Genomic DNA, 19135 nt, shown 5'->3' with positions numbered 1-19135 from the left:
TACGGACGGGTGAGTGTCCTGGGAAATGCCGATCCACCCGCGGTTATGCTTGCCGGGTATGACCATGGAGCTGCGGCATCTGCGGGCCTTCCTCGCCATCGCCGAGGAGGGCGCTATCACGCGCGCCGCCGCTCGCCTGCACATCAGCCAGCCCGCTCTGTCCCGCACCCTGAGGGCGCTGGAAGAGCACCTCGGGGTGCGGCTCGTCGACCGCTCCACCCACCACCTGCGGCTGACCGACCCGGGACAGGCATTCCGCGTCCGGGCCGCGGCCGCCGTCGCCGCCGTCGACGCCGCCCTCGACCCTGGTCACACCGAGGTCTGGCCGCTACGCGTGGGGCACACCTGGTCGGCCCTGGGCCGCCACACCTCCACCGTGCTGCGCCGCTGGCAGGAGACCCACCCCCGAACGCCGCTGGAGTTGCTGCGCATCGACGACAAAACCGCGGGCCTGGCCCACGGGCGTGTGCACGCCGCGCTGCTGCGCGGCCCCCTGACCACCCCCGGTGTCTCCAGCGCCCTGCTGGCGTACGAGCCGCGCGTCGCCGCCGTCGCGGCGGACAGCGACCTGACCGCACGCGCCGACCTGGTCCTGGCCGACCTGACAGGGCACACGATCGTGCTGAACACCCTCTCCGGCACCACCACACCCCAACTGTGGGCCGAGGCTGCCCGCCCCGACTCCACCTGGGAAGTGGCCAACACCGACGACTGGCTGGCTGCCATCGCCGCCGGGCGAGGCGTCGGTGTGAGCAGCGTGGCCACCGCCGAGATGCACCCCTACCCCGGCGTCGCCTACCGCCCGCTCGCCGACGCCCCCGCCCTTCCGCTCCACCTGGTCTGGAGCGAGCCCCCCACTCACGCGGCGATCACCGAACTGGCGTCCTTCCTCAGCGAGTTCTTCCGCCAGTCGTCTCCAGCGCGCCGTACCCCGGAGTAGGGGTCGCTCCCGCTTTTGGACACGAAGTCGGCGTGGCGTGTCCGGCTGCGGTCAGCCGGGCGCGCGGACCCGTCCTCGTCATCGTCCAGTTCCGGCGTGTCCGGGTCGCGCAGCGGTCGCAGAGCGCCAGCGACCGGGGTCGCCCAGGGATCTTCCATCGAACCTCGTGGCCGGCCCTATCACCTGTGCTAGGCGCCGTGATCACCGCCGGTTAGCGTTAAAAGCTGTACCGATGTCCCAAGCGCCGCCAATTGCATCGGATGCGAATAGGCGACACCCGTCCTGGAAGCGGGCCCAGGACCGCGCAGAAGCGGCCTCACCAGGGCTCTTGGCCTCGGCAGAACGGTAGCGGTCTTGTGGACAGACATCTGCGGGCCTCACTCCATCGAGCGATTGAACTGCGAAGACGCCCCCGGGTCGCATCTGATGCGAAATTCTCGCGTCAGATGCGATACACGGAGAGTGATGGCGGATGGGTGGGGACGGCCTCGTTCCAGGGTCTGCTCGGCTGCACCTGGTCGACGGTCTGCCGCTGCTGCGGCCGGACGAGCAGGTCTTCGAGGCGATGATCAAAGGCTGGCGCAACCAGCAGCTCGCCCGGAACCTCTCGTCGGGATACGTCGATGACCGGGAACGCACGGTCCGCGCCTTCACCCGGCACGCCGACGCGATGCCGTGGCAGTGGACGCCGCAGCACGTCGATGAGTGGTCGGCCGATCTGCGGGCCGTGCACGGATGCGTCCGCTCCACCCTGCGCAACTACCAGGGCTCCGTACGGCAGTTCTGCGACTTCCTGACCAACCCAGCCTATGGCTGGGTAGACGAGTGCCTGCGGCACTTCGGTACCCACCCAGTTTAGGTGGTCTACGACTGGTACGCTGCCACGCACGCCGACGAAGCCGAGGGCGAGCCGGAACGACGGGCCTTCACCCGGCCCGAGCTGGGAGCGTTTCTTCGACCAGGCCGACGAGGAAGTGCTGCGTGTTCGCGGCAAGGGGCGCAAGGGCTGGCTGCCGGCCTTCCGGGACGCCACCTTGTTCAAGGTCGCGTACGCCTACGGCCTGCGACGCAACGAAACCCGGATGCTCGACCTCACCGACTTCGGCCGCAACCCAGAAGGCCGGGAGTGCGGTGAATATGGCACCCTGCTGGTCCGCTACCGCAAGGCCAAGAAGGGGTCGCCGCCCAAGCGCCGCAGCGTGCTAACCGTCTGGCGCTGGACACCCGGCACGATCGAGGAATGGATCAGCGAAGTCCGGCCTGGGATGCGGCATTCGTCAAGCCGGTCCCTCTGGCCGTCCGAGCGAGGCCCGCGAATCGGGCTCCAGCGGCTGGATTCCCGCTTCGCCGCCTACCGGGACGCCGTCGGCTTGGACCCCGCGCTGGAGTTCCACTCGCTGCGCAGGTCCTACATGGAGGCCAACCGGAATACGCCGAGAACGTGCCGTAGGCCGCTGTGACCAACCCCGACGACGAGCGGCCGGGTCGCGTTCGGCGACGTGCCGGGCGACCGCGTCGACGCCGGGCCGGGCGTACCGACCCAGGGACCGCACGGAGTGTGCGACATCCCGGACTCCTACCCTCCGCCCTCCAGGGTTGCCGTGGCGGGTCTTGCCGATGGCCGTTTGCCGACCGACGCGTCCACCATGCGGCTGGGCACTTCGACTCGCAGGTTGTCGCACAACAGCCGTGTCACATCCGTCGCTTGGCCTCTGCGCAACTGATGAGTAGTGGGACTTCTTCCGGGGTAAGGGGCTAATATCGGTGACCCTAGAGATCGTTAGCGCGGTGAGACGGGTAACCAGGGGGAGGGGAACGGCGGCGTGCAGGTGAAGATCGTCGTCGAGAGCGAAGACGGCGACGTGTCGCTGACTTCCCTCTACCGCTGGCTCGCGGAGGATCCCGAGGTGACGCGCGACGCGTCGGTCCTCCCGGTGGCCACACCGCCCGGGGCCGGGGAGATGGGTGGGGCGTTCGAGGTAATCAACGCGGTTCTCACCCACGCGATCGCTCTTGGCGGACTTGCGGTGTCCTGCGCAGCCTGGCGCGCCTCGCGCACCCATGCCCCTGTGATACGCATCGAACGGGACGGGGTAACAGTCACCGTCGAGGACGACTCGCCGGACACCGTACGCCGTGTCATCGACGCCCTCGGAGACCCCGCTCCGCAGGCGGGCCAGGAAGATGATCCGGTGGCCGACGAGGCGCAAAGCTCCGTCGACGGGCACGAGCCAGGGCCGGGGTAGCCATGGCGTTACTGCCGGATCCCGGCTCCTCGCAGGCACTGCTCATCGGGGTGCACACCTACGACGGGATGGAGAACCTGCCCGCCGTCGAGCGCAATCTGACCGGACTTCAGCAGACGTTGACCGACCGGGACGTGTGGGGCCTGCCGCCCTCACACTGCACGGTGTTGTCCCAACCATCCAGCACTCAGGCTGTACTGGACAACCTCGGCCGCGTCGCCGCAAACGCCACCGACACCCTGGTCGTCTACTACGCCGGCCACGGGCTCACCGATCCTGTCAGCGATGAGCTGTACCTGGGGTTACCCGGATCGGACCCGGAACGGACCTACAGCGCCCTGCCGTACGACTGGGTGCGCCGCGCAATGCTGGACCCCCGGGTACGGGCCCGGCGCAAGGTGATGATCCTGGACTGCTGCTACAGCGGCCGGGCCCTGCTGGGCGGCATGAACGCCGCCACCGAAGTTACCTCGCAGGTCGCCGACCACGCGCTCATCGAGGGCACCTGTCTGCTCGTGGCCTCCTCGGCGACCCGCAAGGCCCTGTCTCCGCCGGGCGAGCAGTACACCGCCTTCACCGGCGAGCTGATCACCCTCCTGACCGAAGGCGTGAGCGGCGGTCCACCCCTGCTCGACATGGACACCGTTTACCGCCAGCTGTACATCGCACTGGCGGCCAGAGGCAGACCGCTGCCGCAGCAGCGCAATCGCAACACCGGCGGCCTGGTCGCCCTTGCCCGCAACCGCGCCCACGCCTCCGCTCCGCTCGCATCACCGGCCGCCCTGTGGCCGCAGCCTGCCGAAGAGCCGTCGTCCGCCCGGCCGGAACCCGCCCAGCCGCGTCCAGCGCAGCCGCAGGCTCCTCGGCCGCAGCCCGCCCCACAGCAAGCGGCCCCGGACGCGGGGCAGGCGGCTCGCGCTACCGCGTCCCCGCCGAAGGCGTCGGCGGAGGCTCCCGGAGGGACTTCTCCTGAGACTGTCCGGGAGGCGGCCCGGGGTTCCGCCGCCGGATCCACCCGACTCGTTGGCCCGGCCGCCGCTCTGGTCCCCCGCCGCCAGGGCGGACGCTCCGTCCGAGTCAAGGCCACGGCCATCGCTGCCGTGATCGGCCTGCTGGCCGTCGGTATCCCCGTCACCGTCGCCTGGCTCTGGCCCACGACATCCGACAGCAGCGAGGATGGCACCGACGGGTACAACGCCGCGAGCAACGGCATCGTGAACGCCTCGAAAACCCGGGGCGGCACCCTGAAGTTCGTCAGCCGCCAGGATGCCGCCTCCTGGGACCCGCAGCGCGGCTACTACGGCTACGAATGGAACTTCGCCCGCTACTACACGCGCCAACTGGTCACCTACGCGCCCGAGCCCGGAGCGAAGAGCACCCGCCTCATGGGGGACCTGGCCACCTCCACAGCCAAAATCTCCGAGGACCGGCGGACCTACACGTATCGTCTGCGTGACGGGGTGACCTGGGAGGACGGCTCGGAGGTCACCTCCGCGGACGTCAAGTACGGGATCGAGCGGTTGTGGGCGAAGGACGTCATCACCGGCGGCCCCCTCTACCTGCAGGCGGTACTCGATCCTGACAACACCTACAAGGGTCCGTACAAGGACACCTCGACGACCGGCCTGAAGGCGATCGACACCCCTGACGCCAGCACCATCGTCTTCCATCTCCCCCGCCCCAACGGCGACTTCGAGCAGATGCTGGCCATGGCGGCTGCCTCGCCGGTCAAGAAGGAGAAGGACACCAAAGCGCAGTACGGCCTTCGCCCGTTCTCCAACGGGCCGTACAGATTCAAGGGCTACAAGCCCAACAAGTCCATGGAACTCGTTCGCAACTCCCACTGGAACAGGGCGTCCGACCCCGTCCGGGCCGCCCTACCCGAAAGGATCACGGTCGACTTCCTGAGCCCCGGTACCGACACCGACGTCATGAGCAAGAGTCTGATGGACGGCGAGTACGACCTGGAACTCGGCGGCGACGGTCTGAGCGGCGCCGCCCGTGCTCAGGCACTGCAAGAACCAAAGCTGAAGAAGAACCTGGACGACCTGTCGAATGGCTTCATCCGCTACGCCGCCTTCCCACAGAGCGTCAAACCCATGGACAACATCCACTGCCGCAGGGCGGTCATCTACGCAGCCGACCACAAGACGCTGCAGACAGCGTTTGGCGGCCCCGTCGCGGGCGGTGACATCGCCCCCAGCCTGCTCCCACCGGGCGTCGTAGGCGCCGAGCCCACCTACGACCCATACAAGGTGCTCAAGAACGGCGGCAAGCCGGACATCACAAAGGCCGAGAAGGAACTCGACCTCTGCGGCAAGCCGACCGGGTTCTCCACTACGATCGCGGTACGCAGCGACAGACCGCACGATGTGTCCGCCGCCAGCGCCCTGCAAGAGTCACTGCACAGGGTCGGCATCACCGCCAAAATCGACCAGATCAACCCAGCACAGAGCGACACACTCCTCGGTGCTCCGGCGCAGGTGAAAGCCAAGGGCTACGGCATCATCATCTACGCGTGGGGCAGCGACTTCCCATCTCTGCAGGGCTTCTGGCCGCTGCTGGTCGATGGTCGGCTCATCCCAGCGTCCGGCAACGCCAACCTCTCGCAGATCAACACTAAGGCCATCAACAAGCTCCTGGACAGCGCCCTCACCACGTCCGACTCCGACCGGATCGCCGAGATCTCCCGCGAGATCAACCACCAGGTCTCCGAGGGCGCCTACCACCTGCCCTTCGTCTACGGCAGGCAGCTCACGTGGCGCGGCCCTCGCTTGACCAACGTCTACCGCTCCCAGGCATACTCCGGCTACGACTACGCCTCTCTCGGCGTCACCAGCTCGTGAGAGGGCAGCCAGGTAGGCAGATGCTGAGCGAGCCTCCCGTCTACTTTGACCCGGCTCGCGCGGCGCGCACCCGGTCGCGGTAGCAGCACATCCCAGACCTGCGGGTGGCGCTCCAGGCGCCACCGAGGCCGGCGGAACCTGGAGCCGATACGCCCCCGGCGACCACTGAGGAGTGTGTCGTCCCCGATGGGGCCACGTGGTTGTCAGTCCTGCTCGATAGGGTCCGCACCGCAGCCAGCCGCGGAAGGACTCTCACATGACAACGTTTGACGAGCTCACTGCCTGGGCCGGCACAGGGAACGTCACAAGGGCAGACTCGGCAGTCGTGTCGGGCTGGCAGATCCCCGAGGATCAGAAGGCACTACTGGTTGATGTCGGGATCCCCATCGTCGATCAGTTGATCGAGCACGTATCGTTCCAGGTGGAGGCGGCTCCAGCACTCCAGACGTCAGATGGTAGGTCGCTCTACCGCCTCACCCGGAATCACCATGGCGACCTCGTGCCCGGTATGGAATGGTCGTTCGGCGTCGAACCCAGGACGGGCACGGTCCACTACGTCCTTCCCCAAGGCGAGGCATGGTTCGCCAACTCCTCCATCGACCTGTGGCTGCGGACCCTGCACCACTACGGCCTGCACGTCAGCGAGTCCGAGATCCTTAGCGATCCGGATGACCGCGAGGATGAAGCCCTGGTCGAGCTCAGCATGCTCGCTGACGAACTCAAGAAGATCGATCCGCCTGCCTTCGGCGGCTACAACGGGTTCATCTGGACCGAGTTCCTCGACCGCTGGCTCTGGTAGTTGCCCGCGGCCGCCCCGATCCCCAAGCGATCACTCACCGTGTCCGGCGCGTCGAGCGGCTCGCGAATACGCGACACCGCAACATGCGAGCCCACCAGTCGAGGCCGGCATACGCCCGGACCACGACATTGCCGCCTCTCGCCTACGAAGCGAACCCCACGATCTTTCCGCAAGACGGGGTTTTCAAGATCCCCGGCACTCAGGCACTGACATGGCAAGCAACACCTGGCAATAGGCGAGAGAACGGGCGGCAGGCACAGACCTGTTGACCGGCACTTGGGAGGAGACGCCGGGCGGGGAGTGCATCCCCGCTCGGGCGTCGACGGCTTCTACGACTGGCCGGTGGCATCGGATGGCCGCTTTGCCAGGATGCGCCGGTTCCCGCCCGGCGCCGACCGCGTGGTCAGCGCAGTGCGGGGCGTGTGCGGCGTGCGGTGTGTGCGGGCCGCCCGACTGCGGCGTACCAGACCAGGGCCGCACATATGAAGGCCGTCGCCGCGGAGACCAGTGACCTGGTGAGGGTGTCGTTTCGTGCGCCGGAAACGAGGGCGATGACCAATGCCACCGTCAAGGTGATGACGGGCAGCGCACGGGTGCTCCGCGTGGCGCCTGGCGCGGCGGCCGGCGGCAGCAGCCAGGTTGCGAGGCCGTACCAGGCACAGGCCAACAGTGTGGCCCCCAGCACTTCGCTGGGCCGGTGACCGCCCATGGTCGCGCTGGCGGCGGCGATGCAGGCGAGCCAAAGCACACCGGCCGTGGCGATGTAGGGGCGGATGCGGGGGGAAACCACGAGGACGGCGGCGAGAGTCAGCGCGGCGGGGATGGCGGTGTGTCCACTGGGGAAACCCTGATCAAGGAGGTTCTCGGGCGCGCCCACCAGATCGGGGCGGGGCAGAGTCGATTTGAGCACCTCCTTGCCTCCGGTCGTGAGAATGACGACGCCGAGCGCCGCGCACCCCTGCCACCAGCACCGCCGCACCAGGGTGAGGACCACGATGACGGCCAGGCCCACCATCAGGGTGGGCTTGGCGCTCAATTCCAGCGGCGGCAGGGGCGTCGAGCCGTAGGCCGCTCCTGACAGGGGGTAGATCCATGCTTCTTCGCCGCCCTGTTTACCGAGACCAAACAGGGCGTTCTCAGCTCGTTGCCCCCACGGGGTGCAGATGGCGAGCAGGTAGACCGTCAGGAACCCCAGGGTGTACAGCAGAGCCGGCATCCACGGCCGTGTCGTACGCGACAGGCTGGGGGCGTCGGGGGACTGCCCGGAGGCCCCCGGACGGTGCGCGGGCAGGGCCGGAGAATCGTGCTGAGTCATCGCTCTGCTTCTTCCGTTGAGGGGAGTTGGGTCACGCACGTCTTGTGGCACGACGTGGGCCGCCGGGCTCGGCCGACCCACCAGGGGTCCGCTCCTATTCGGGGAGTGCCTGCCCCTGTCGGCGCTGGGCCGTGATTGCCAGGGCGGGTAGGGGCGCGATCAGCAGGAGGAAAACGACCAGGTCCGGAAGGGACTGCATGAACGCGTCCGGCTGGACGACGATCGCCTGCGTGCGGACGATCGCGACAGCCGCGACGGGGATCAGCCACCGGTGGTCGCCGGTGGCGGCCGTCGCCACCCACGCGCCGAGCAGCGCGGTGACCTCAAGGACGAACAAGCCGCGCTGGAAGGCCGGACTGACGGAGATGATGTGCAGGCCCCCGGCCACGAACATGGCGAGCACGACAGGGGCCAGCCAGCGGTAGGAGTGGCGTCGCAGGCGGCTGGGACGGCAGAGCGCCAGCACGGCGCACGCGGCGCACAGTGTCCCCGAGAGCACCAGGTCACGGGCTGTCAGCGGGGCGCCCAACCCGTAGTAGCTCAAGCCCGCCTTGCCCTCGCTGCCGAACAGGGTGCGGCCGTGGGCCGTGGCGCCGGCCCAGATCATGGCTGCTGCGGCCGGCAGCGCGATCCACGCTCTGCCACGCAGCAGAGCGATCAGGCAACCCAGCGGGAGCAGTCCGTAGGGCAGCAGCCGTATCCGCGTGGGACCTCCGGCCCACGGATACCAGCCGGAGAAGTGGAAAGCGATGGCGTGCTGTCCGGGGTCGATGTGCAGTGCCCAGTGCCACACGTCCTGTAAGTACGGAACCAGCGCCAGCGCGGCGAGGGCCAGGGCGGCCAGGTGGATGCCGTCCAGCCACCACGGACGAGCCGCGTCGTCGACGACGGCACGGGCGCGGGCCTGCACCCCGGCACACGCCAAGGCGGCAACTTCCCGCGGCGGGGGCCAGGAACGGCCGGGATACGCCTCGGCCAGACAGGCCAGCAACTCCTCTCCCTGCCGGGAACGGTAGGACTTGGGATAGGCCGCAAGCAGCAGACGGTTCATGCCGGGGCCGCTCCGGCATCCCGCGAGCGTCCGATGACGACAGCCGCCGCCTGCTGCATCCGCAGCGCCTCCCGGCCGAGCGCCTCGGTGCCGTCCTCGGTGAGCCGGTAGTAGCGCCGCGCCCGCCCGTCCACGATCTCCTCATGGTCGGCGGCCAAGAGCCCGGCCCGCTCCAACCGCTCCAGCGCGCCGTAGAGAGTGCCGACAGCGATCCGGAGCCGCCCGTCGCTGGCCCGCTCGGCAGCCTTGATGATGCCGTAACCGTGCAACGGTCCATCCATGAGCGAAGCCAGGATGAAGTACTGCGGTTCCGTCAAGGACGGGTTCTGACGTGTCATGCGTCGAGTATATATCGAGCTGCGAAGTATCCTGCCGACCCTGGGTGATCATCGGCGGCACCTCCAGGCGACCTGATCCGCGTTCGTGTGGGAGGGGCCGGTCACGCATGATCGGTGAGACCCACCGGAAAACAGTCGGCGGCGGGGAGGCCATGCCTCGCCGCCTTGTGCAGAAGAAGGGCGCGGAACTGCTTGATCACCATCGGCCGAGCCTCACGGGCGATCCAGCCCTTCGTTCCGGGCCGGATGCTGGCGCGTTTCCGCTAGCGGCTTCCATCATGCCGTTATAGCGTTGTGATCAGCAGTCGTGGTTCCGAAGTTCCGTTCGCCCGTGATCGCCATCACGGGCGTTCTTGCTGTTCAGCGCCTCTCCGGACCAGGGCGATCACCTCCCGGTCGCGCAGGGTGCGTGCCCGGTTTCCCTCAAAGGAGACAGTCATGGCCAAGGGCACAGTGAAGTGGTTCAACAGCGAGAAGGGCTTCGGCTTCATCGAGCAGGAGGGCGGCGGCCCCGACGTCTTCGCCCACTACTCCAACATCGCCAGCCAGGGCTACCGCGAGCTGCAGGAGGGCCAGAAGGTCGAGTTCGACGTCACACAGGGCCAGAAGGGCCCGCAGGCGGAGAACATCCGCCCCGCCTGATCGCGCGCCTCGGTAAGGGCCCGGCATCCCGGCTTCGGGACGCCGGGCCCTTATGGGCTGCCTCGCGATTGATGGCAGGCCGTGCCGGCCTGGAGGTTCGGCTGGTGGGTGATTCGGCAGGCCGTCGTGCGGACGAGCACGAGTTCGGTGCTCGGCTTGTGCCGGGTGGCCCGCTTGGCGGCGCGGTCGGAGACCAGAGCGGCGATGGCGCGGTGTGTGTCGCCGTAGTCCTCGCGCCGTCCGGTGTACCGCTGCAGCGTGCGCCATTGCCGGTGTTCGGCGGTGGCGTGCTCGACGCAGATCCGTCGGGAGGACTGACGACGCCGCTGCTCGCGCCACCCGTACCGTTCGGTGAGCGGCGCCTCGTCGAAGTCTTTCGGTTTTCTCGGCGGGGCGCTGACCTGGTCGGGGAACTCGTTGGCCAGTCCCCGGTAACCCTCGTCGACCTCGGCTTTCACGCTGGGCCGCAGGCGGAACTGCTAGGCAATGCCCTCGGTGCGCACACAGGTCTGGTCGTGCATCCGGCCGGGACGCATCGCGCCGGATCACAGGGTGCGGCCCTGGTGATCGCTGATCGTGGTGGTCTTGATGGTGCTCTGCCTGCGCTTGCCGGAGACGAAGGCCCGCCTGCCGGGCCTGTTGGCCCTGGGGCGCCGGACCTGGGTCTCGGTGCCGTCGATGCGCAGGGTGATGTTTTCGGCGGCGTAGGCGAACACGTCCTCCAGGGTGTGCAGCCGCAGGCCGGGCCGGTCGGGGATGGCGAATCCGCGCTCCGCCAGGAGCGGGCGGATCTCGCTGATGGCGCGACCGATGGTGGAGGAGCCCACCTCGTAGATCACGCCGAGGGCCTCGTGGGTGAGGCCGGTGCGCAGGTGAACCAGGGTGGCCAGCAGCCGGTCGGTGAAGACCAGTTCGTACTTCGGCCCGGCCCCGGCCTGCCCTCGGCGGGCGCCCCGGCGTCGCTTGTGCCGCGCGGACTCGCAGCGCGCTTCCCAGCGTGGCGCGAGTTCTTCGATCAACTCGCCGAGATGTTGGCGCGCGACGCCACAGAAGGCAGGATGGGCCATGACCGAGCGGGCCTGCTTGATCTTCACACCTCAAGAACCCGCGCGGCCATCGTCATGTCACGGCCTGCCCGGGAGGCTGGTCAGACCCGGTCCAGGGGTCGGTGCGGACCGCTGGGAAGTTCCATTTCGATCGTGTCGCCAGGGCGCACCACGCCGCCTTCCCTCACGATGCTCATGATTCCGGCTTTGCGCACGATGTTCCCCGCCTCGTCGCGGCCGACGACCTGCTTCAGCAGCCCGTCCTGGAAATTGTCGATCTGCAGGCAGGGATTGCGCAGGCCGGTGACTTCCAGGACCGCGGAGTCGCCGACGCGCAGCAATGTGCCGACCGGCAGACCGAGCAGATCGATGCCGCGCGTGGTGATGTTCTCGCCGAGTTCGCCGGGCGCCACCTTGAACCCTTCTTCGCCGACCTCGGCGAAGAGCTCTTCATGAATGAGGTGGACCTGGCGCAGATTCGGCTGAGTGGGATCCTGCGCGACGCGCGAGCGGTGCTTGACCGTCACACCGGCGTGCACGTCCCCCTCCACACCAAGCCCAGTGAGCAGTCTGACGCTGTCTCGGTTCGGCTTGGCGAACGAGTACTCCCCGTTGCTGCTGACCGCCGTCACTCTCCCGCTCATACCTCGGAACCCCCTCATCGGTAACCGTGATCAGCCACGAGCCTAGCCCTCGCCCCCCAAGGCACAGCATCCACGATCAATCACGGGTGGGGTCGTAAGTGCTGCCACTGTTCAGGGTGGAGGTAGACAGATGGCATCCGAGGAAGAGCTGTTCGCGAACATCGATGCACTGCTGGAGGAAGAGCCGCAGCTCCCGCCTCCGGCAGAGCGAGCCCGACTCCGTGAAGCCGCCGGCATCACCCAGGCCCGCCTCGCTGTCGCACTGAAGACGTCGACACAGAGCATCAAAAACTGGGAGAAGGGTCGCTCCGAGCCGAAGTCGCCGCGCCTGGAGGCGTACCAGCGGCTGTTGAAGGGGTGGGCGGCGAAGTACCCCGCCCACGGCACCCCCGCCGCGCCTGCGCCTGCCGCCCCCGTGGCTCCGGCCGCCGCACCGCAGCCGGTGACGCCGGAGACGTTCACAAGTCCGGCAGCGCCCGAGGCGAAGGCCGCCGCGCCGGTGGAGGCTCCCGCCGCCCCGGAGCGCCCCGCCCGTCCGGCCGCCCGTCCGGCGACGTCCCGGCGCCCGGCGGCGAAGAAGGCGACGAAGCGTGCCGTCGACCCGCGTTTCCCGCACGGCCCGCTCGCCGTGCTGGACGGCGACGGCTCCGCGTACGGCGTCGACGGGATCGTGCTGGACTGCCCGGCGACCACGATCCCGGAACTGGTGGAGTGGACGCTGCGCGAGTCCGGCCTCGGTGCGCCGAAGCTCAACCGCTACGGCAAGGACTCCGACCCGCTGATCGTCCTCACCGCCGCGGCCGCCGTGAAGCTCGGGCTGCCCGAGCGCCTGGAGGGCCACGAGCAGCGCCGCTCCCTGCGCCTGCCGGAGGACCACCCGGTCGTCAAGCAGGTGGCGAAGGCCAAGTGGCAACTCACGCAGCGCGGGTTCGGCCCATGGGCGCGGATCTACCGCAAGGCACCGCGACCGGCAGTGCGTGCAGCTGGCGATCCTGTCGTGGGACGCCCTCGATGAGCGGTCCTGGCCCGGCGTTGCCGAGATGGAGCCGGCCGACATCGCCCGCGTCCTCGGGGCGTACGCCCAGCGGGTCATCACCCCGCACGGCTCCACCGCCGTCTCCGGGCTGGAACTGATGACGGCGCTACGCCCGCCGACGAAGCCGGAACGCGATGCGGAGACCGGCAACTGGATCTCCGTCTACAACCCCGGCTCCCTGGGGACGGAGCCGATGGACCCGGCGCCGCCGGAGGCCACCCCGGAGCACCCGGTCGTCGTTCAGTCCGGCTGGACGGGCGGATTCCTCAATGAGGAGGCGTACCAGTGGGTGCGGTCGGTGGACTCGCTCAGCGATGAGGAGTGCATGATGCCCTTCGCGGTCGGCCTGGACCTCAACACCGCATTCCTCGCCGCCGCGGCCCGCCTGGTCGTCGGCCTCAGCGCTCCGGACCACTTCCACGCCCCGAAGTTCAACCCGAAGATCCCCGGCTCGTGGCTGGTCGACCTGTCCCACATCGAGCTGGACCCGCGCCTGCCCTCGCCGTTCACGCCGGACGGCTCCCGTCCGACGGGCCCGGCCTGGTACCAGACGCACACCGTCGCCTACGCCAAGGAGCTCGGCTACGACGTCCACCCGATCGAGGCGTACCTGCGCCGCGAGACCGGCGCGTACCTGGACCCGTGGCACGACCGGCTCAAGAACGCCTACGTCGACACCCTCGCCGACCTCGGCGTCACCAAGGACCTGGACGACCGCGCCTTCCTCGCCGCGATGGAGCAGCACAAGCAGGTCGCCCCGGCCCTGGCCGCCGTCCTCGCGGCCATCAAGGCCACGGTGAAGGGCGGCGTCGGCAAGCTCCGCGAGCGTCCGCAGGGCCGCCACTACAAGGAGGGCGAGCGGTAACCGGCCCTTCAGCGCCCGACCTGGCGCCCCGACACCCGGGCCGCGGTCATCAGCAAGGCCCGGATCAACATGCACCGCAAGCTCAACAACATGGCGAAGATGACCGGGCTGTTCCCGCTCGCCGTACTGTCCGACTGCGTCGTCTACCCCTCGCCGGGCGCGAGCCCGCTGGACTTCCTCCCCTACGCGGCGTCCGGCAAGCCGCAGCCGGGCGGCTTCCGCCTCGGGCCGACGCCGGGCCTGGCGAAGCTGGAGGGCGTCCAGCCGATGCTGTGGGCGGCGGAGCTGATGGAGAAGGGCCTCAACCCGGCCCGCCACATCACGGGCGGCGACGCCGTCCTGGACGAGGGCGAGTAGGGACGTGGCCACCGACACCAGCCGCACGCGGTCCCTGAAGGCCGACGCGGAGCGGGAACGGACGCTGGACCGCCTGGAGGCGCGCATGGAGGCTCTGCAGTTCTCTCTGCGCACCCGCCGGGCCTCGCCGCGGTTCGAACTGTGGCGGCATGACCTGCGCGAGACGCGCGAGACCTGGTTCCACCTGGTCGACCCTGACGGCCAGGACCCCACCCCCGAAGGGAGCTGAGCACCACCGTCGAGATGCATGACGCGATCGAGCGCGCCGACCGGGAGGGCTTCACCCGGGAGCCACCGAAGACGCTCAAGGGCCAGATCGGCTTCCTGATCAAGCAGTTGGGCAGCGCGAAGGCCGTCGCGCAGGAGATCGGTGTCACCGCCGACTCCGTCAACCGCTACCGGCGCGGCGCCCGCAAGCATGCACGCGCCGATGTCGCCTCGAAAATCGACGACGCGGTGCGCGCCCGCTGGCAGCCGCAGGTACGCAAGCGCCGGCAGCGCCAGGCCGCCACCACCGGTGGGATCACCGTGGAGACCCGGGCCCGGTTCGGCTACACCGCACCCGTCGGCACGACCGACGACGGCCGGTTCCGGCGGCTCACCGTGCACCTCCCCCCGGACTACGCCCGCCGCCTGTTCGACGCCCGTGACGCCGGGGCCAGCGACCAGCAGATGCGCAAAATCATCGCCGAAGGATTCAAGGAAATCTATTTACAGGACGGCGGCGCCCGCGCCATGGGGCTGTCGGACATGGAAATCAACGACATCGACTACCTCGATCTTGAATACTGATTTCGGAGCCCTTTATGGCGAGCATCAATCACTGTGACTGAGCGCTTCAGTTGGCGAGTGAGCGCTCCATCTGGCGGTTGAGCGGCGCTGGCCGGGAGAAGAGGCGACGGGAGATGTAACGGTCGGGTTGGGCTGCCTCGAAGGAGTGGACGGTCAGGTCTCCTCTGTCTCGGCGGGGTACCCGGCATGCTCCGCCAGGTACTGCACCACAGCTTCCTTGATGACCTCGTACGGGTTCACGTCCACGGTCTTTGCGTAGGCGACCAAGGCGGCGTCCAGATTGTCGCTCCAAACGCGGTCCCGGTTGCGGATGTTCTGGCGCTTGGTCACCCAGCGGCAGTTCTTGGGCGTGTAGTTCTTGTCAGGATCGATACGGTCGAGCTCCAGGCCGTCGGCGTAACCGTTGGCCATCGCCCACTCCATGAAGGGTGTGAAGGTGTCCCATTCGTCGCAGTGGGTGATGCCTTTGCCCCCGTAGTGCTTGTAGTTGGCGGCCTCGGGGTTATTGCAGCGGGTGCGCATGCCGCGCCAGATCCGCAGGAGCCGGGTGCGCTGGTAGCCGGTGGCGTGGCCGTGGACCGTGTTGGCTTCGGAAGCACGTTCGCGGTGGAGGCAACCGCAGGAGGCTGTGATACCGCTGAGCAGGTTGCCGGCTACGACGTCCTTGGGCTTGCTGCCGCAGTCGCACTTCACACGAACCCAGGCACGGTTGCGACCATCGCTGCGGGGGCGTAGGTGCGGCACGGCGATGGTGACAAGGCGACCGTAGCGTGTTCCGACTGGGATCTCAGTGACGTGGTAAGGCATCCGGACATCGTCGCGCACGGATCTGACAAATGGCCGTCACGTCAGATACCTGCCCTGCTGGCTCAACTCGCCAAGTGGAGCGCTCAGTCACAATCACCCGTTACCTGGCTCGAAGAACGACGCGGAACCGACGGTGACCCGTCAGGCCGCCGACGACTACCAGCGCCAGGAGAAGGAACGCACCGGCTTCCTCGACTCGGAGAAGGAGCTGGGATGGCTGTGGCAGAACTGGAAGCCCTCGCGGCCCGGGTGCGCTTCGACCTGGAGAGCGCCGGCTTCACGCCGGTGCCACCCGGCCATGAGGACGACCCTGACGGCGGCCTGCTCGTTACGGTCTTCCATGGCCATGTACACGTCAGCTGGCGCATGCACGACCGGCTCGGTGATGCCGCACTCGACATAAAGGAGGCCGGCCGCCAAGGCGAGGACGTGGTCGTCCGGTACGAGACCACCCGCGCGACGATGCACCTCGCGCTCGGCAGCATCCTCAACGCCTTCGGCTACCGCGCCAGGCCGCATGCCCTCGGATTCGGGCACATCATCGCCCCGGACCAGTCCTGACCCGCCCGCCCACGCGCCGGCCGGCGCCCGCACGGGAAGGAAAACAGCCATGGCCGCTCCTGCTGCCCCGCACCGCGCGTACGGTGGCGATACGACCGCCGGGAGGACCAGATGAACGCGCAGCCCGACCACGCACCCGCCACCGCCTACGCCCCCGAGCCCGGGGCGCCGGCCGAACTCCTCGCCCGGCTGCGCGCCGACGCGCGCGCCGCGCGCTGGGTGCCGGCCTTCGAGCGGGAGTGGGCGGCCGCCCTCGATGAATCGCGGCGCACGTTCTCCCTCGCCGGGCTGTACGAGGTCCTCCAAGAGTGGCAGGGCCGCCTCGCCTCCGCCCCGGCCGTCGACGCGTTCGTCGCCTCCGGCTATGACGACAGCGAGTTCATCGACATGGCGGAGCTCCGCGGGCGGCGCCGGTGACCGCACAGCCGCCGTACGCGGTCCGCTTCTCCGCCCCGGCCGCGAAGGCCCTCGCCACCCTGCCCGAGCACGTCGAAGACATGGTGTGGGACGTCCTGGACGCCGTCGCCAGCGACCCGTGGGGCTTCTGGCAGTGGAACGCCGACGACCCCTAGGGCGAGGACATCCGCCACGCCTCCGTCGGCCAGCTCTCCCTCACCTACTGGGTGAACCGCCTCCTGCGCCGCCTGTCCGTCCTCACCATCACCTGGCTCGGATAGCCACCCGTGCAGGCGCCCTGACCCCGGCATCGCAACTGCCGGATCCAGGGCGTTTCCGATCGTAGCCACGGCCGTATCCACCGGTTGCCACCCGGGCGGCAACCGGGAGTCACCAGCTGCCGCTGGGCCGTTCGGCACCGGGCCTCGCGCCGGCACTCCGGGCAGTCCGGCAAGCCGCTCACGGGGCGGCCTTCCTCCTTCGACCATCGGAACCCGCACAGCGAGGTGGGCAGGTCGTCGTCATCAGCGGTGGCGCGGGAGCCGTAGCCCGGAACGTTCCACGTGACCGGCGTGCCGCCGTCGTAGGGGACGCCGTCCGGCCAGTCGTAGACGGCGTCGGTGGTGGTGCAGCGCAGCCGGAGGTCAGGGCCTTCCCAGCGGGCACCCTGCCGGGCCTGAGCGGCGGCGTCGGCGGCGTCTGCAAGCCGTTCGAAGGACCGGTCGTAGTCCCTCATGTGGTCCCAGCTGCCAGGCTCCTGCTCGCGGACCAGCGAACGGAACATCAGCAGCAGCCGCTCCAGGTCGTGCCGCCCGACCCGGACGGTGTCGGTCTCCGGGTCGTAGCCGCGACGGTTGTCGGTGCCAGTCTTCTTGGGCATCGCACTTCTCCTGGAAGCTGTCGTGGGTGTCGGCTCCTATGGCCGGCAGAGCGAGGTCGGCAAGGCGCTCCACCTGGTCCTGTCAACCGGAGTCGACAGCCATCGAGTTGAAGGTCTCGCGCATGAGCAGGTCGGTGGCGCCGGGCTGTTCGACCAGGCTGTCGAAGAGGTCGGCGAGCAGCCAGAGCACGAAGTTGTGGACCAGCGCCTCCTTCGCCGGGATCGTCCCGAACTGGTCGCGCCAGGTCACGGTGTCCATACCCATGGCCGCGGCCATGAGGACGCCGGTCACCATCGGCACCTGGGCGGGGTCGGCCAGTTCGAAGCCGGGCAGCTTGCGGATCACGGCCGGGATCAGATCACTGAGTGGATCGAGGCGGTCCTCCTCCTCGCCGTCCTGCTCGCCGATGATGTGCATGGTCAGCACGCCCACCAGGAAGACCGCGCCCCGGGACACTTCCTCCCGGCCGTAGGTGTCCATCGCGGCCTGGACACGCTGCTGCGCCTGCTGGCGCTCCGCCTCTGGCGTGCGCTTCTCTAAGATCCGGTACGCGTCCCATGCCGCGTGGACTGCTTCGTCCACAACTACACCGTCACTGGTCATACGGTGAACGCCGGGGCGGTGGCGGGCTTCGCAAGCGGACACCACGGTGTCGCAGTGCTGCCACTGCCGGAGACCGCGGCGGCCGGCACCGCCGGACCGCGCCAAGGCCCTTTCCGAGAACCAGATCGCCGCCCTGTGGCGCCTGGACGTCGGGCTCACGGAGAAGACGTTCTGGAAGCTCCTCTACGAAAGTGCCGCACGGGCCGACGAGGTGCTGTGCCTGAACGTGGACGACCTGTACCCGCAGGACAAGCGCGGCAGGATCACCGCCAAGGGCGGCGCCACGGAGTGGATTCACTGGCAGTCCGGCACCGCCCAGCTCCTGCCCCGGCTGATCGCCCGCCGCACCTGCGGCCCGCTGTTCCTCACCGACCGCAAGGCTCCGGCCGGGACGCCAACGCTGGACGTATGCGAGGAGACAGGCCGGGCCCGCCTTTCCTACCGCCGGGCGGAGGAGATCTTCGAGGAGACCACCCGGCTGCTGGCCAACCCCCTCGCTGTGGTCCTTGATCTTGTTACTAAGGGCGCCTGATGCACCGGCGACCGGATGCCCGGCGGCCGTTCCACCGGAAGCCGGATTTTCAGGCCCCGGTGACCGGCGCCTGATTTTCAGGCCCCGGTCTGACCTGCGGCGCAAGGGAAAGGCCGGCCCCGAGGATGCTCGGGACCGGCCTGTGGGACCAGCGATATCGGTCAGCGTTCGCGCGCCAGGCGGGGGCTCGGGTCTCCCAGTCCAGGTACAAGTTCAGGCGGGGAAACGCCAATGCGATGCCTCCCCAAACCTTCGGCTGGGCTGCGCACGGCTCTCACCGGCCCCGTTTCCAGTCTGGACGAGCTGTGCGCATCGGTCATCGACACCCTGGTCCCTGACGGACCGGTGGACGACGACATCACCCTCCTGCTGGCACGCACCCGCCCTGCCGCCGACTGACAACGGCTGAACGGACGGCGCTGTTCGACGCAGCTCACA

Annotated in this window: 21 protein-coding genes and 2 pseudogenes; 15 read left to right on the top strand and 8 right to left on the bottom strand. The window is 68.8% G+C overall.

Annotated elements, in window-relative coordinates; all coding sequences use genetic code 11:
• Positions 1 to 58: 58 nt before the first annotated feature.
• The 6 genes from AQJ11_RS33055 to AQJ11_RS46750 all read left to right on the top strand — a co-directional run bounded on the left by AQJ11_RS33055 (position 59) and on the right by AQJ11_RS46750 (position 6831).
• Positions 59 to 940, top strand: coding sequence for a LysR family transcriptional regulator (locus AQJ11_RS33055; protein WP_059265630.1), 882 nt, complete (start codon positions 59 to 61; stop codon positions 938 to 940).
• A gap of 472 nt (positions 941 to 1412) precedes the next feature.
• Positions 1413 to 1799 (top strand): hypothetical protein, encoded by a 387-nt coding sequence (locus AQJ11_RS49395; RefSeq protein WP_059265629.1) that lies wholly within the window; start codon positions 1413 to 1415, stop codon positions 1797 to 1799.
• A 115-nt stretch (positions 1800 to 1914) separates the two neighbouring features.
• Positions 1915 to 2400 (top strand): site-specific integrase, encoded by a 486-nt coding sequence (locus tag AQJ11_RS49390; protein WP_059265628.1) that lies wholly within the window; start codon positions 1915 to 1917, stop codon positions 2398 to 2400.
• 363 nt (positions 2401 to 2763) lie between these two features.
• On the top strand, positions 2764 to 3186 hold the full coding sequence (locus AQJ11_RS33040; protein WP_059265627.1) for an effector-associated constant component EACC1: 423 nt from the start codon (positions 2764 to 2766) through the stop codon (positions 3184 to 3186).
• Positions 3187 to 3188: 2 nt separating this feature from the next.
• Positions 3189 to 6032: a caspase, EACC1-associated type gene (locus AQJ11_RS33035; protein ID WP_059265626.1), complete on the top strand. Its 2844-nt coding sequence runs from the start codon at positions 3189 to 3191 to the stop codon at positions 6030 to 6032.
• A 256-nt stretch (positions 6033 to 6288) separates the two neighbouring features.
• On the top strand, positions 6289 to 6831 hold the full coding sequence (locus tag AQJ11_RS46750; RefSeq protein WP_079082504.1) for an SUKH-4 family immunity protein: 543 nt from the start codon (positions 6289 to 6291) through the stop codon (positions 6829 to 6831).
• Positions 6832 to 7234: 403 nt separating this feature from the next.
• Here AQJ11_RS46750 and AQJ11_RS33025 read toward each other — a convergent pair whose 3' ends face one another.
• The 3 genes from AQJ11_RS33025 to AQJ11_RS33015 form a co-directional block, all read right to left on the bottom strand.
• Entirely contained in the window at positions 7235 to 8146 is a 912-nt protein-coding gene (locus AQJ11_RS33025) for a phosphatase PAP2 family protein (RefSeq protein WP_059265625.1), read from the bottom strand.
• Between the two features lie 94 nt (positions 8147 to 8240).
• Positions 8241 to 9197, bottom strand: a complete 957-nt coding sequence (locus AQJ11_RS33020) for a hypothetical protein (protein ID WP_059265624.1) — start codon at positions 9195 to 9197, stop codon at positions 8241 to 8243.
• The gene (locus AQJ11_RS33015) at positions 9194 to 9535 is read right to left on the bottom strand and encodes a PadR family transcriptional regulator (RefSeq protein WP_058084342.1); all 342 of its coding nucleotides are present in this window, start codon (positions 9533 to 9535) and stop codon (positions 9194 to 9196) included. Before AQJ11_RS33015 ends, AQJ11_RS33020 begins: the two co-directional genes overlap by 4 nt.
• Before the next feature lie 438 nt (positions 9536 to 9973).
• Here AQJ11_RS33015 and AQJ11_RS33010 point away from each other — a divergent pair, with 438 nt between their 5' ends.
• A complete protein-coding gene (locus tag AQJ11_RS33010) occupies positions 9974 to 10177 on the top strand; it encodes a cold-shock protein (protein ID WP_014670069.1) in 204 nt (67 codons plus the stop codon).
• A 182-nt stretch (positions 10178 to 10359) separates the two neighbouring features.
• On the opposite strand, the pseudogene AQJ11_RS52815 reads toward AQJ11_RS33010, so the two are convergent.
• Both AQJ11_RS52815 and AQJ11_RS33000 read right to left on the bottom strand, forming a co-directional pair.
• Positions 10360 to 11244: pseudogene (locus AQJ11_RS52815) on the bottom strand (transposase); the annotation flags it as partial.
• Positions 11245 to 11324: 80 nt separating this feature from the next.
• The gene (locus tag AQJ11_RS33000; RefSeq protein ID WP_079082503.1) at positions 11325 to 11867 is read right to left on the bottom strand and encodes an MOSC domain-containing protein; all 543 of its coding nucleotides are present in this window, start codon (positions 11865 to 11867) and stop codon (positions 11325 to 11327) included.
• A gap of 130 nt (positions 11868 to 11997) precedes the next feature.
• Between AQJ11_RS33000 and tap the strand changes: the two are divergent.
• The 3 genes and pseudogenes from tap (at position 11998) to tpg (ending at position 14917) form a co-directional block, all read left to right on the top strand.
• Positions 11998 to 14125: pseudogene (tap, locus tag AQJ11_RS32995) on the top strand (telomere-associated protein Tap).
• 4 nt (positions 14126 to 14129) lie between these two features.
• On the top strand, positions 14130 to 14354 hold the full coding sequence (locus AQJ11_RS32990; protein WP_059265622.1) for a hypothetical protein: 225 nt from the start codon (positions 14130 to 14132) through the stop codon (positions 14352 to 14354).
• Between the two features lie 14 nt (positions 14355 to 14368).
• Complete coding sequence (tpg, locus tag AQJ11_RS32985) at positions 14369 to 14917, top strand: telomere-protecting terminal protein Tpg (RefSeq protein ID WP_059265621.1); 549 nt, start codon at positions 14369 to 14371, stop codon at positions 14915 to 14917.
• 153 nt (positions 14918 to 15070) lie between these two features.
• Here tpg and AQJ11_RS32980 read toward each other — a convergent pair whose 3' ends face one another.
• A complete protein-coding gene (locus tag AQJ11_RS32980) occupies positions 15071 to 15724 on the bottom strand; it encodes an AP2 domain-containing protein (protein ID WP_159061718.1) in 654 nt (217 codons plus the stop codon).
• A gap of 213 nt (positions 15725 to 15937) precedes the next feature.
• On the opposite strand from AQJ11_RS32980, the gene AQJ11_RS32975 reads away from it, so the two are divergent.
• From AQJ11_RS32975 to AQJ11_RS51505, 3 genes are all read left to right on the top strand, one after another.
• Positions 15938 to 16285, top strand: coding sequence for a hypothetical protein (locus AQJ11_RS32975; protein WP_059265619.1), 348 nt, complete (start codon positions 15938 to 15940; stop codon positions 16283 to 16285).
• Positions 16286 to 16396: 111 nt separating this feature from the next.
• Positions 16397 to 16702, top strand: coding sequence for a DUF6247 family protein (locus AQJ11_RS32970; protein ID WP_059265618.1), 306 nt, complete (start codon positions 16397 to 16399; stop codon positions 16700 to 16702).
• Positions 16699 to 16857, top strand: coding sequence for a type II toxin-antitoxin system RelE family toxin (locus AQJ11_RS51505; protein WP_244218454.1), 159 nt, complete (start codon positions 16699 to 16701; stop codon positions 16855 to 16857). Before AQJ11_RS32970 ends, AQJ11_RS51505 begins: the two co-directional genes overlap by 4 nt.
• A gap of 44 nt (positions 16858 to 16901) precedes the next feature.
• Here AQJ11_RS51505 and AQJ11_RS51500 read toward each other — a convergent pair whose 3' ends face one another.
• Together AQJ11_RS51500 and AQJ11_RS32955 are read right to left on the bottom strand one after the other, a co-directional pair.
• Positions 16902 to 17561: a hypothetical protein gene (locus AQJ11_RS51500; RefSeq protein ID WP_059265617.1), complete on the bottom strand. Its 660-nt coding sequence runs from the start codon at positions 17559 to 17561 to the stop codon at positions 16902 to 16904.
• A gap of 82 nt (positions 17562 to 17643) precedes the next feature.
• On the bottom strand, positions 17644 to 18144 hold the full coding sequence (locus AQJ11_RS32955) for a hypothetical protein (protein WP_159061717.1): 501 nt from the start codon (positions 18142 to 18144) through the stop codon (positions 17644 to 17646).
• A gap of 67 nt (positions 18145 to 18211) precedes the next feature.
• On the opposite strand from AQJ11_RS32955, the gene AQJ11_RS51495 reads away from it, so the two are divergent.
• Both AQJ11_RS51495 and AQJ11_RS49385 read left to right on the top strand, forming a co-directional pair.
• Complete coding sequence (locus AQJ11_RS51495) at positions 18212 to 18697, top strand: site-specific integrase (protein WP_244218453.1); 486 nt, start codon at positions 18212 to 18214, stop codon at positions 18695 to 18697.
• 231 nt (positions 18698 to 18928) lie between these two features.
• Positions 18929 to 19096 (top strand): PP2C family serine/threonine-protein phosphatase, encoded by a 168-nt coding sequence (locus AQJ11_RS49385; protein ID WP_159061716.1) that lies wholly within the window; start codon positions 18929 to 18931, stop codon positions 19094 to 19096.
• Positions 19097 to 19135: the final 39 nt, after the last annotated feature.

Origin of the sequence: Streptomyces corchorusii (assembly GCF_001514055.1) — a bacterium.
Classification (GTDB): Bacteria; Actinomycetota; Actinomycetes; order Streptomycetales; family Streptomycetaceae; genus Streptomyces; species Streptomyces olivaceoviridis.
This window is presented reverse-complemented; position numbering and strand designations above follow the sequence as displayed.

Coding starts and splice junctions, on each gene's coding strand:
- AQJ11_RS32970 (WP_059265618.1), top strand. CDS start 16,397: ATGAACGCGCAGCCCGACCACGCACCCGCCACCGCCTACGCCCCCGAG.
- AQJ11_RS33055 (WP_059265630.1), top strand. CDS start 59: ATGACCATGGAGCTGCGGCATCTGCGGGCCTTCCTCGCCATCGCCGAG.
- AQJ11_RS46750 (WP_079082504.1), top strand. CDS start 6,289: ATGACAACGTTTGACGAGCTCACTGCCTGGGCCGGCACAGGGAACGTC.
- AQJ11_RS32980 (WP_159061718.1), bottom strand. CDS start 15,724: ATGCCTTACCACGTCACTGAGATCCCAGTCGGAACACGCTACGGTCGC.
- AQJ11_RS32975 (WP_059265619.1), top strand. CDS start 15,938: ATGGCTGTGGCAGAACTGGAAGCCCTCGCGGCCCGGGTGCGCTTCGAC.
- AQJ11_RS33015 (WP_058084342.1), bottom strand. CDS start 9,535: ATGACACGTCAGAACCCGTCCTTGACGGAACCGCAGTACTTCATCCTG.
- AQJ11_RS51500 (WP_059265617.1), bottom strand. CDS start 17,561: ATGCCCAAGAAGACTGGCACCGACAACCGTCGCGGCTACGACCCGGAG.
- AQJ11_RS33020 (WP_059265624.1), bottom strand. CDS start 9,197: ATGAACCGTCTGCTGCTTGCGGCCTATCCCAAGTCCTACCGTTCCCGG.
- AQJ11_RS49385 (WP_159061716.1), top strand. CDS start 18,929: ATGCGATGCCTCCCCAAACCTTCGGCTGGGCTGCGCACGGCTCTCACC.
- AQJ11_RS33000 (WP_079082503.1), bottom strand. CDS start 11,867: ATGAGCGGGAGAGTGACGGCGGTCAGCAGCAACGGGGAGTACTCGTTC.
- AQJ11_RS33035 (WP_059265626.1), top strand. CDS start 3,189: ATGGCGTTACTGCCGGATCCCGGCTCCTCGCAGGCACTGCTCATCGGG.
- tpg (WP_059265621.1), top strand. CDS start 14,369: ATGCATGACGCGATCGAGCGCGCCGACCGGGAGGGCTTCACCCGGGAG.
- AQJ11_RS33025 (WP_059265625.1), bottom strand. CDS start 8,146: ATGACTCAGCACGATTCTCCGGCCCTGCCCGCGCACCGTCCGGGGGCC.
- AQJ11_RS49395 (WP_059265629.1), top strand. CDS start 1,413: ATGGGTGGGGACGGCCTCGTTCCAGGGTCTGCTCGGCTGCACCTGGTC.
- AQJ11_RS33010 (WP_014670069.1), top strand. CDS start 9,974: ATGGCCAAGGGCACAGTGAAGTGGTTCAACAGCGAGAAGGGCTTCGGC.